Source organism: Cupriavidus sp. 01T418 (assembly GCF_056398885.1).
Genome location: NZ_JBFTQG010000015.1, coordinates 15,250 through 26,860, shown reverse-complemented (window position 1 = coordinate 26,860; position 11,611 = coordinate 15,250). Strand labels below are relative to the sequence as shown.

Here is an 11,611-nt window from a genome sequence, read left to right as displayed (position 1 = left end):
TGTTAAGACGAAAGGTGGATCAAATTGATGGTTCAGTGGTCCACTGAAATGCTGGTCGCTCATGCGCTGTATTACGTGGTCGAATGTGCCACCTGTGCCGACGAGGCGAAACTGACCGAGTCCATGGCCAGCCAGTTTCGAGAAAGCGCCGCGCCGCATTGATGGCGCCAGGCTTGAACATGCAGTGCATTCCCCGCGAGATCGATGATTCATCGGACGCATTCAAGTCCATTTGGAGAGTTCCATGTCCAATAGTCTGCAGAAGTGGGTTGGACGCAACCGCCCACCCCGTGTTCATATCACGTACGACGTCGAGACCGGGGACGCCATAGAAAAGCGCGAGTTGCCTATGGTGGTCGGCTTGCTAGCCGATCTCTCCGGGCACCCCGCACAGCCGCTACCGAAGCTGAGGGAGCGCCGCTTCGTGGAGATCGATCGCGACAACTTCGATGAGATCCTCGGCAAGATCCGGCCGCGACTGGAATTGTCGGTGCCCGACACCATGAAGGAGCAGTCCACTCTCAAGGTCGAGCTCAACTTCGAGAAATTCAGCGATTTCCATCCGGAGAGCCTGGTGGGACAGGTGCCGCGCCTGGCCAAGCTGCTTGAAGCTCGCCAGCAACTGCGCGATCTGCTGGGCAAGCTCGACGGCAACGACGAGCTCGACTCGCTGCTGGGACGCATCGTGCGCGATGCCGACGAGCTCGAGAAGGTGCGCAACCAGGCTCACGGCGACGTGCCGGCTGAAGCCCCGGCATCGGCGGCGAGCGCGGATGAACCGGAATCCGGCGACGCGGCGCCCGCGTAACGTGGCTGCTGCCCCCGAGTCTTGGATGTTGGATGCAATGAATTCCCAAAAGGGTGATCCAGATGGCAAGCAATCCGGCCGCTGACAACGCGGCAACTGAATCGACGGCAAGTGCGTTCGTCACCGACGAAAGCGAACTGCCTCTGCTCGAACGAATCGTGCAGCAAGGCAATATGGCGATGGAGCCTTCACAGAGCGTCTACGCGAAGAAGCTGATCGGCCAGCTCGCGTCGCAGATTCTCGACGAAGGCATGCGCACCAGCCCCGACAAGAGCCTGGTGGCAACCATCAACGAGCGCGTCGCGGAAATCGACAAGCTGCTTACGGACCAGCTCAACGCGATCATGCACGACCCTGCGTTTCAGGCGCTGGAAGCCTCGTGGACCGGCCTGCATGACATGGTGTACGGCACGGAGACGGGCCAGAACCTGACGCTCAGGCTGCTCAACGTCACCAAGGGCGAGCTGCTGAAGGACCTGGAGTCGGCGGTCGACCATGATATGAGCGTGCTGTTCAAGAAGGTCTACGAAGAAGAGTACGGCACGTTCGGCGGCTATCCGTATTCGCTGCTTATCGGCGACTACTCGTTCGGCCGCCATCCGCAGGATTTCGCCCTGCTGGAGCGTATCTCGAAGGTTGCCGCCGCCGCGCACGCGCCGTTCATCACCGCGGCGGCGCCGGCCCTGTTCGACCTCAAGTCTTTTACCGACCTGGGCGTGACGCGTGACATGTCGAAGATTTTCGAGAGCGCGGAACTGACCTCGTGGCGCGCCTTCCGCGAGTCCGAGGATTCGCGCTACGTCTCGCTGGTGCTGCCCTCCTACGCGGCCCGCCTGCCGTATGGCGCCAGGACCAACCCCGTCGAGAGCTTCAGTTTCGAGGAAGACGTCGACGGCACGGATCACGGCAAATACCTGTGGGCCAACTCGGCCTACCAACTCGGGTTGCGCATTACCGATGCCTTTGCCAAGCATAGCTGGGCCACCGCGATTCGCGGCGTCGAGGGTGGCGGCAAGGTCGCGGGACTGGTCGCGCATACCTTCAAGACGGGCGAAGGCGATGTGGCGCTTAAGTGCCCGACCGAGGTAACCATAACCGACCGCCGCGAGAAGGAACTGAACGACCTTGGCTTTATCGCCCTAGTGAATTCGAAGGGGTCCAACTCCGCGACGTTTTTCGGCAGCCAGACGGCCAACAAGCCCAAGGTCTTCAACAAGGATGCCGCCAACGCCAACGCCCAGTTGTCGGCACGGCTGCCGTACGTGCTGGCGGCATCGCGCTTCGCGCATTACCTCAAGGTGATCATGCGCGACAAGGTGGGCAGCTTCCAGAACCGCGCGGAAATCGAGAACTACCTGAACAACTGGATCGCGGACTACGTGCTGATCAATCCGTCCGCCTCGCAGGAGGCCAAGGCACGCTTTCCGCTGGGCGAGGCGCGCGTGGATGTGACCGAGGTGCCGGGCAGGCCCGGCGCCTATCGTGCCACGTGCTTCCTGAAGCCGCATTTCCAAATGGAAGAACTGACCGCTTCGATCCGCCTGGTGGCGGAGCTGCCCGCGGCCGCCGCGTAATGGGCCGCGTAATGGCCACGCAATGGCCGCGTAATGGCGCAGACGTGCGGCGCAGCCGTGCGTCCGCCTTCTTTCGTACCACTTTTTGAGGTAGGAACATCATGGACACAATGATCCTTGAAATCAAGAGCATAAAGGGAAACTCGATGATCGATGGACACGCGGACAAGATCCTGATCCTGGGCTTCTCGCACGCGGCATTCCTGCGCATCGGTGAAGATGCCGCTAATTCGGAACGCACGCTGGGGCGGCCGAGCTTCACCGATTTCGCGTTCGAGAAGATGAGCGACCAGTCCACGCCAGGGTTGTACGCCGCCTGCGCCGGCGGCAAGAAGCTCGGCGACGTCAAGTTCATGATTGGTCGCAACGAGAGTGACAAATTTATGCCGCTTATCACTTACACGCTGAGGAACGCCATGGTTGCCACCATCAGCACCAACAGCGCCAGGGGCGACGTGGTCGATAACTTCACGCTGCATTTCACGGGCTTCGAAACCGAGTACACGCAGCAGAATATAGATTCGACGAAGAAGGGCACCGCGGCATTCGGCTGGGACGTGTCGAAGAACAAGCCGCTGTCCTGATCGCCGCATTCCGCGTCATCGGTGCCTAGCCTGGAGTCCGCCTCATGTCGGCCATCATCAATGGTTCGCCAATGCCGCTGTTTGACCGCTTGGTGGCCGGCAGCGCGCCGTCCTCGGCGTTACTGCCGGACGGCGCATCGTTGCGGGACTCGGTGGCGCGGGAACTTGGCCGCTTGCTCAACACGCGTTCGCGGCTGGGATCGGAAGCATTTCACCAGGCCGACGGCACGGTGATGGACTATGGCGTGCCGGATTTCTCATCGCGCTCGCTGCAGTCAGACGAGGACCGCGAAGCCATCGCCGCGCTGGTCTTGCGTGCGATCACGCTATATGAACCCCGGCTGGCTAACGCCACGGTGCACTTTGTGAAACCGGATAGCCCTACGGCCCGTCCCGTGCTGGTGATAGGCGGCGACCTGCGGGTAGGCGCCACGCTCGGGCGGGCCGCGTTTGAACTGGCGGCGCATGGCCAGTCCGCCGCCGAGCCACGCTGGACTCACCATGGCTGATGCGGACTCCGGCGATATCCTGCAGTATTACAAGCGCGAGCTGTCGTACCTGCGCACACAGGGCGCTGCGTTCGCCGCGCGCTATCCCAAGGTGGCTTCGCGTCTGGCCTTGCACGGCAGCGAGTCCCTCGATCCGCACACTGAACGCCTGATCGAGGCCACCGCTTTCCTGGCCGCGCGCGTCCACCGTGACCTGGACCAGACCTTCCCGCAGGTTGCGTCATCGTTGCTGGAAAATGTCTGTCCGTCGCTGGTGCAGCCGCTTCCCTCGATGACCATTGCCCAGTTCGAGCTGGACCCCGCGCAGGGCAAGGTCACGGCCGGCTTCCGCGTGCCCCGGCATACGGGCTTGCAGGCGCGCACCGAAGCCGGTGAGCTGTGCCGGTTCCGCACCGCATGGGACACCGTGCTGTGGCCGCTCACCATCAGCCAGGCAAGCCTCGCCGAACACAACGCACTGCGGCTTACGCTGGATTGCGCGCCGGGTTTCGACTTCTCCGAGCTTGCGCTCGGTACGTTGCGCCTGCACCTCCAAGGCGACTGGATGACGACGGCGCCGCTGTACGAGTTGCTTGCGACCGGTATTTCCGGCATCTCGGTACACGCCGGGGACGGCGCCGCATTGACGCTGCCCGCCACGGCATGGCGTGAGGTTGGCTATGGTGTGGAAGACAACGTGCTACCGCGCCCCGGCAATGCGCAGCCAGCGTACGGCTTGATGCAGGAATACTTCGCCTTTCCGCGCAAATTCCAATTCTTCGACCTGTCCCTGCCCGCGGGCCGGCTTGGACCGGGCCGCAGCTGCGATGTCGTGCTGCATCTGCGGCGCGCGCCACGCAGCATCGGCACGGTCGATGCCAGCCATTTCCGGCTGGGCTGCACGCCTGCCATCAACCTGTTCTCGCAAACCACCGAGCCGTTGCTGCTCGACCGCCGCCACTACGAGTACAGGCTGGTGGCAGACCAGCGGCACGAAACGACGACCGAGATCCACTCGATCGTATCGGTGGTGCTGTCGGACCCGTCCAGCGACCGTTCGCAAAGCGTGCGGCCGTTCTCCGCGGCGTCGGATGACGAGGCGGGCGCCGGCGATCTGTTCTGGGCGGCCCGGCGCGAGCCCGCCCTGGGCGCCAACCTGTCCGGCACCGATATGTACCTGAGTTTTATCGATGGGGCCCACCTGCAGGGCCTGCCGGTGGAGCCGGTGGTTTATGCCAACGTGCTGTGCACCAACCGGCGCCTGGCCGAACAAGTGCCGGTGGGCGCGCGCATGGTGGTCGAGCACGTTTCACAGAATGCGCGCGTGCGCTGCCTCTACGAGCCCACCGTGCAACGCAATCCGCCGCTTGGCAGCGAGACGCTGTGGCAGTTGATATCGCTGCTGACGCTCAATCACGGGGCGTTGGCCAGCGGGGCGACCGGGCGGGCGCAGGTGCAGCAGATGCTGCAGTTGTTCGCCGGCGACGGAACGCGCGAGCTGGAGCAGATTCGCGGCATCCGCAGCGTACAGGTGCGCGGCGTGACGGCGCGCGTCGGTACCGACGCATGGCGGGGTTACTGCCGCGGCACGGAAGTGACCATCGAGTTCGATACCGATGCCTTTGTCGGCGGATCGCCACTGCTGATGGGCGCCGTGCTGGCGCGGTATTTCGCCCTCTACACATCGGTGAATTCCTTTGTACGGCTGGTGGTACGCCGGGGAGACGAGATATGGAAGCAATGGGAGCCGATGACGGGTTGCCAGCAGTTGCTTTGATCGGCCAGCTGAGCGCGCGCCCCGCCGGCTTCGATCTGTTCCAGGCCATCAGCCTGCTGGAACGGGCAGTTCCCGGCGCGCAGCCGCTCGGGCGCGGCAACGGCGCTGGCGAAGCCGTGCGCCTGCGGGGACTGGTGTCGCTGGCGTTCCAGCCCGCCGACATCCGCACCGTGCGCAAGGAAGCGGCCGGGGCCGAGTACTACAGCTGTCCGGCGTACACGCTGACCACCCCCGTGCTGACGCTTGCCGGCACGGACGGGCCGTTGCCGCTCGCCTACACGGAGATGCTGCTCGAGCGGCAGGCAGCGCGCGACCATGCCACGTCCGAGTTGCTCGACATTTTCAATCACCGCTTCCTGTCGTTCCTGTACCGCGGGCGCAAGAAGCATGCGCCCGCGCTGGCCGGACAAACGCCGGCCGCCAGCACGCTCGCATCCTGCCTGGACGCGCTGAGCAACCTGGGACTGCGCCGCGGCGAGCGCGGCCCGCATGGCGCGGCGCTTTGGTTGGGGCATGCGGGGCTGCTCGGCGGTGGCCCGCGCTCGATGGCGGGGCTGCTGGCACTGCTGTCCGACCGCCTCGGCCTGCGGGTGAACGGCGCCCAGTTCATTGGCGCCTGGCGCACGGTGGACGAGGGGGATTCGCTGCGGCTGTCCGCGCGCGGTACCGGCGTGCAGGCCGGACTCGGGCTCGCGGGCATGCTTGGACGCAGAACCTGGGATCAGGCGGCGGGCATCCGCATCGAGGTCCACGCGCTGGCGCCGGAGCGCGTCGCCGCGCTGCTGCCCGGTGGCCGCGACTTTGAACGCGTGGCATGGCTGGTGCATTGCCACGCGCAGCAGGAGTTCAATGTAGAGCTGGTCCTGCATATCGCATCGCGGCAGCCGGCGCACCTGGGGCGCGCTGCGTCCCGCCTCGGGTGGACGTCGTGGCTGGCCGTCGCATCCGACCCCGCGGCCGATGCCACCTCGGCCAGCACCGCATCCGCCACCACGCGCCGCCCCGCGATGGTCCGACTTGCCCTGCGCGCGGCCGGCGCCGCGCCCCGGAATTCCTGAATCGGTCAAGCATGGACATCGACATCCGCACCCTACTCAGCCGGCTCGATCCGGAGTGCCGCCAAGCCATGGAGCAGGCAGCGCAGCTTTGCGTCAGGCAGACGCATTACAACGTCGACGTGGAGCATCTGTTGCTGCAGTTGCTGGAGGCGGACACGCCGGATCTGCGCGCGATCCTGGCGCACTTCGAGCTGGCCCCGGAACTGCTTGGCTCGCAGTTGCAAAAGGCCATCGACGGCTTCAAGCGCGGCAACGGCCGCACCCCTGCGCTGTCGCCGAACTTCTCGCCGCTGTTCCAGGAAGCCTGGCTACTGAGCTCAATGCTGTTGGGCGAGCAGCAGGTCCGCGCCGGCGCGCTGGTGCTGGCGCTGCTGGAAGTCGAGAGCCTGCGCGGCATGCTGCTGGAGTCCGCGCCCGCGCTACTGAAAATCCCGCGCGCCGCACTTCGCGAGGCCTTGCCAACGCTCCTGTCGCGTTCGCAGGAAGGTGGCTCGCCCGATCCGTCGCCCCATGCCGGTGGGCCAAGGCCGGCGACGTTCGGCATGCCGGGCGCCGCGGGCGGCACCCGGACATCCGCGCTCGCGCAATACACCGTTGACCTCACCGCGCAGGCGCGCGAAGGCAGGATCGATCCTGTACGAGGGCGCGACAACGAGATCCGCCAGCTGGTTGACGTATTGATGCGCCGCCGCCAGAACAATCCCATCCTGACCGGCGAAGCCGGCGTGGGCAAGACGGCGGTGGTCGAAGGGTTCGCCCAGCGCATCGTTGCCGGGGATGTGCCGCCCGCGCTGCGCGCCGTCTCGGTCCGCTCGCTGGACCTTGCGTTGCTGCAAGCGGGCGCCGGCGTCAAGGGCGAGTTCGAGAACCGGTTGAAGTCCGTGATCGCCGAAGTGGCGGCATCGCCGGTGCCGGTCATCCTGTTCATCGACGAAGCGCACCAGCTGATCGGCGCGGGCGGCAGCGAAGGGCAGGGCGATGCCGCCAACCTGCTCAAGCCGGCGCTGGCGCGCGGCGAGTTGCGCACCATCGCCGCCACCACGTGGGCCGAGTACAAGAAGTACATCGAACGCGATCCGGCGCTGGCGCGGCGCTTCCAGATCGTCAAGATCGAGGAGCCCGGCGAAGCCGCGGCCATCGAGATGCTGCGTGGCGTGGTGCGCAAGCTCGAAGCGCACCACGGCGTGGAGATCCTGGACGACGCCGTGCGCGACGCGGTAAAGCTGTCGCACCGTTACGTCTCCGGCCGCCAGTTGCCGGACAAAGCCATCAGCGTGCTGGATACAGCCTGCGCCCGCGTGGCCATCGCGCAAAGCGGCGTGCCGCAGGAAATCGAAGCGCTGGGGCGCGAGATGGAAAGCGCCGAGAATCAGTTGCGCATCCTGCGCCATGAAGCGGCTACCGGCAGCAACCGGGCCGAAGCCATCGCCAGCACCACGCGCCAGCTCGCCGAAGGGCAGGCGCAGCATGCGCGGCTGAGCGGCAAGCTCGTCACGGAGAAGCGCGCCGTCGCGGAGATCCTCACCTGGCGCCGCAAGATTGCCAGCTTCCTGGCTGACGAGAGCAGCATCGAGGAAGGCGAGGATGGGGAATCGCTCGCCGCCAACCTGGCACGGCTGGAGAAGGGGCTGGAGGCGGTGCAATGCGACGAACCAATGGTGCCCGTCTGCGTGAGCTCGGCCACGGTCGCGGAAGTGATCTCCGGCTGGACCGGCATTCCGATGGGGCGCATGCTCGCCGACGAACTGCACACCGTGCTGTACCTGCAGGACAAGCTGGCCGAGCGCGTGGTCGGGCAGGACGAGGCGCTGGATGCAATTGCCCGGCGCATCCGCACCTTCCGCGCCGACCTGGACGATCCAGGCAAGCCTGTGGGCGTGTTCCTGCTGGTGGGCCCGAGCGGCGTCGGCAAGACCGAGACCGCGTGCGCGCTTGCCGACCTGCTGTACGACGGAGAGCGCAACCTGATCACCGTCAATATGTCGGAGTTCCAGGAAGCGCACAGCGTCTCGGCATTGAAGGGCGCGCCACCTGGCTATGTAGGCTATGGGCGTGGTGGCGTGCTGACCGAAGCGGTGCGGCGCCGCCCGTACAGCGTGGTCCTGCTCGACGAAATGGAAAAGGCCCATCCCGATGTGCTTGAGCTGTTCTTCCAGGTCTTCGACAAGGGCGTGATGGAGGATGGCGAAGGCGTGCCGATCGATTTCCGCAACACGGTGATACTGCTGACTTCCAACGCCGCGCAGGACGTGATCACGGAAGCATCGCGCGGCGGCCGCCGGCCCCCGCCGCAGGAACTGGTGGACCGCCTGCGGCCAGCCCTGCTGGAACGCTTCAGCCCGGCCTTCCTGGCACGCATGGTGCTGGTGCCCTACCATCATCTCGGCGATGCGCAGATCGCCTCCATCATCGATCTCAAGCTCAAGCGGCTGGCGCAGCGCTTCGAGCGCAACCACCATGCACGCCTGACCTGGGACGATGCGCTCGCTCGCGCCATCCTGCAGCGCTGTACCGAGGTGGATAGCGGCGCGCGCAACGTGGACCATATCCTGACGCAGTCGGTGCTGCCGGAGCTGGCGCGCCAGGTCCTGGAGCGCATGTCGCTGGCCGAGCCTTTCGGCGCCGTCAGGCTGTCGCTGTCCCCGGCGGGCAGTGTCGTCTTCCGCTTCTTGTCTCCCGAGGAGGCCTGATTCATGTATACAAGCACGTCCAGCCAGTCGGACAGGTTTGCCCGCGTTGCCACGCCGTTTGGCGAGGATGTACTGCTGCTGGATGGATTCGCCGGGCGCGAGGCGATATCCGAGCCGTTCCGCTTCCAGTTGCGGATGCGCTCGTCCAACAAGGCGCTCGATCCCAGCGCGATCATGGGGCAGAAGGTTACCGTCACCGTGCAGCGCGATGCCTTGCCCAAGCGCTATGTAAATGGCATCGTCGCCCGCTTTGCGCACACCGGCGCGGACCTGCACTACGCCTTTTATACGGCGGAGCTGGTGCCACGGTTGTGGCTGCTCACGCTGGGCCGGGACCGGGCGATCTACCAGAACCTGAGCGCGCTGGACATTGTCAGGAAGGTGCTCGCCGCTTTCGAGGTAGCGTTTGAATCGCGCGCTACGGACGCGCGCTATCCGGTGCGCGAGTATTGCGTGCAATACGAGGAAAGCCCCTACCAGTTCATTGCGCGGCTGATGGAGGAAGAGGGGATCTTCTACTTCTTCACCTTTGCCGACGGTGCGCACACCATGGTGCTGGCCGATAGCCCCTCGGCGCATGCCGCGCCGGCGCAGGGCGGCACGCTCTGGCTGGCCGGTGCCACGGATGTGCCCTCCACCAGCGAGCCGTTGCACGCGTTCGGGATGGTCCAGGGCATCGGCGCAGCCAGCCACGAACTGGCCGATTACGACTACCTGCAGGCGATGACCTCCCGCGCCACCTCGGCGGCCGCCGGCGCCTCCCTTGGCGGGCGGCGCTACCTGTTCCCCGGCAAGCACAAGGACGCCGCCGACGCCAGGCGCAAGGCCGCCATCCAGGTGGCGGCGCAGCATGTGGAAGCCCAGGTCGGCACTGGCGAGAGCACCTGCTTCAGCCTGGCGGCGGGCAACACGTTCAAGCTCGCCGGCCATGCCAATCCCGCCCTCGACGTGCGCTACGTCCTGCGCGCGGTGGAGCACACGGCCAGCGCAGATACCTATGCCAACACCTTCACGGCGTTCCCGCTGTCGGTGCCGTTTCGCGCGCCGCTCGCTACCGCGCGGCCGGTGGTGGCGGGCACGCATACGGCAACGGTGGTGGGTTCGCAGGGAGAAGAGATCTGGACCGATGCCCATGGCCGGATCAAGGTGAAGTTCCACTGGGACCTCTCGCCCGGCGCGGACCAGGATAGCTCCTGCTGGGTGCGGGTATCGCAGGCGTCCGCCGGACAGGGCTGGGGCCATCTGTTCCTGCCGCGCGTGGGGCAGGAAGTGGTGGTGAGCTATATCGATGGCGACCCGGACCGCCCGCTCGTCACCGGCAGCGTCTACAACGTGCGGGGCACGTTGCCAGTCGCGCTGCCTGACATGCAGACCCAGAGCGTGATGCGCTCGCGTTCGTCCAAGGCAGGCAGCGCTGGCAACGAAATGCGCATGGAGGACAAGGCCGGTGCCGAGGAGCTGTACTTCCATGCCCAGCGCGACATGACGGTGGATGTCGAGAACCTGCTGTCCACCACGGTGATCGGCGGCGGCGAGTCGCACGTGATCAAGAAGGGGGACCGCGCGCTGGACGTGCAGTCCGGCAACGAGACGCACAAGGTCAAGGGCACCCGCAAGCTCGAAGTGAGCGGCGACGAGAAGCACGCCAACGGCGCGGCCTTCAACCACGATGTGAGCGGCGACTACAAGCTCAAGGTGAGCGGCAATCTGGTGATCGACGTCACCGGCTCGATCACCATCAAGTCGGCCGGCGCGGTGCAGGTCAAGGCCGGGACCACGCTGGCCAACAAGGCGGGCACCGAACTCAAGAACGAGGCGATGACCATCACCCAGAAGGCGTCTGTTTCGCAGTCCGTGGAAGGCGGCACCATGCTCGCGCTCAAGGGCGCGGTGGTGAAGGCCAATTGACCGCGCCGATACAAGCCCCTTCCACCAGCGCTTCCCTGCCCGATACGGCGGGTGCCGCCGCGCGCGTGGTGGAGGAGCGCGACGAGGCCGGCCGGCTGCTGTGCCGCACGGAGTTCCAGGGCGACCTGCCGCATGGCCGGATGGAGCGTTACGCGCCGGACGGCACGCCGGTGCTGCAGGCGGGGTTCTCCCATGGCGCGCTATCGGGCCCGCTGCGCGCCTACGACGCGGCTGGCGTGCTCTTGCTGGAATCCCACTACGCCGGCGGCAAGCTGCATGGCGCCTCCGCAAGCTACCAGGACGGCCGCCTTGCGGGTGTCCAGCACTACATGCTGGGCCAACTGCATGGCGACAGCGTGACCTATGCCGCGTCCGGCCTGGTGACATCGCGCACCACCTGGCGGCTCGGGCTGCAGGAGGGCGAGGCCGTGTACCTGCACGAGGACGTGGTCGTGCTCCGCAGCCGCTACCGCAACGGACGCCTGGAAGGCGAGACCCGCGCGTACGCCGCCAACGGCACGCTGACGCAATCCGAGCCGTATCGTGCCGGCCTGCTGCACGGCACCGCGCGTCGCTTTGCGCCGGACGGCAGCGTGCTGCAGGAGCGCGCGTATGTGGACGGCAAGCCGCAGGGGGAGTGGCGCGCAACAGCATCCGCCGCCGCGCCGGCACCTGGCGCGCCGCGCCTTTTACAACGTCTCGAACGCTGGGTGAGGGGATAGCG

The 11,611-nt window shown here is 66.0% G+C and carries 10 protein-coding genes; all 10 read left to right on the top strand.

Annotated features, from left to right (window positions below; genetic code table 11):
• The first annotated feature begins 27 nt into the window (after positions 1 to 27).
• The 10 genes from AC1DQ3_RS16900 to AC1DQ3_RS16855 all read left to right on the top strand — a co-directional run bounded on the left by AC1DQ3_RS16900 (position 28) and on the right by AC1DQ3_RS16855 (position 11,609).
• Positions 28 to 162, top strand: coding sequence for a hypothetical protein (locus tag AC1DQ3_RS16900; protein ID WP_477121321.1), 135 nt, complete (start codon positions 28 to 30; stop codon positions 160 to 162).
• Between the two features lie 82 nt (positions 163 to 244).
• A complete protein-coding gene (tssB, locus tag AC1DQ3_RS16895; RefSeq protein WP_477121320.1) occupies positions 245 to 808 on the top strand; it encodes a type VI secretion system contractile sheath small subunit in 564 nt (187 codons plus the stop codon).
• Positions 809 to 870: 62 nt separating this feature from the next.
• Positions 871 to 2,382 carry a type VI secretion system contractile sheath large subunit gene (gene tssC, locus AC1DQ3_RS16890; RefSeq protein WP_477121319.1) on the top strand — a complete coding sequence of 504 codons (1,512 nt, stop codon included), beginning with the start codon at positions 871 to 873 and terminating at the stop codon, positions 2,380 to 2,382.
• 101 nt (positions 2,383 to 2,483) lie between these two features.
• Positions 2,484 to 2,966, top strand: coding sequence for an Hcp family type VI secretion system effector (locus AC1DQ3_RS16885; protein ID WP_477121318.1), 483 nt, complete (start codon positions 2,484 to 2,486; stop codon positions 2,964 to 2,966).
• Between the two features lie 44 nt (positions 2,967 to 3,010).
• Positions 3,011 to 3,475: a type VI secretion system baseplate subunit TssE gene (tssE, locus tag AC1DQ3_RS16880; RefSeq protein WP_477121317.1), complete on the top strand. Its 465-nt coding sequence runs from the start codon at positions 3,011 to 3,013 to the stop codon at positions 3,473 to 3,475.
• Entirely contained in the window at positions 3,468 to 5,231 is a 1,764-nt protein-coding gene (tssF, locus tag AC1DQ3_RS16875) for a type VI secretion system baseplate subunit TssF (RefSeq protein WP_477121316.1), read from the top strand. Before tssE ends, tssF begins: the two co-directional genes overlap by 8 nt.
• A complete protein-coding gene (gene tssG / locus AC1DQ3_RS16870) occupies positions 5,186 to 6,289 on the top strand; it encodes a type VI secretion system baseplate subunit TssG (RefSeq protein WP_477121315.1) in 1,104 nt (367 codons plus the stop codon). The genes tssF and tssG overlap by 46 nt, the downstream gene beginning before the upstream one ends.
• An 11-nt stretch (positions 6,290 to 6,300) precedes the next feature.
• On the top strand, positions 6,301 to 8,979 hold the full coding sequence (gene tssH, locus AC1DQ3_RS16865) for a type VI secretion system ATPase TssH (RefSeq protein ID WP_477121314.1): 2,679 nt from the start codon (positions 6,301 to 6,303) through the stop codon (positions 8,977 to 8,979).
• A 3-nt stretch (positions 8,980 to 8,982) separates the two neighbouring features.
• Positions 8,983 to 10,887: a type VI secretion system tip protein TssI/VgrG gene (tssI, locus tag AC1DQ3_RS16860; RefSeq protein WP_477121313.1), complete on the top strand. Its 1,905-nt coding sequence runs from the start codon at positions 8,983 to 8,985 to the stop codon at positions 10,885 to 10,887.
• Complete coding sequence (locus AC1DQ3_RS16855) at positions 10,884 to 11,609, top strand: toxin-antitoxin system YwqK family antitoxin (protein WP_477121312.1); 726 nt, start codon at positions 10,884 to 10,886, stop codon at positions 11,607 to 11,609. Before tssI ends, AC1DQ3_RS16855 begins: the two co-directional genes overlap by 4 nt.
• Positions 11,610 to 11,611 lie beyond the last annotated feature (2 nt).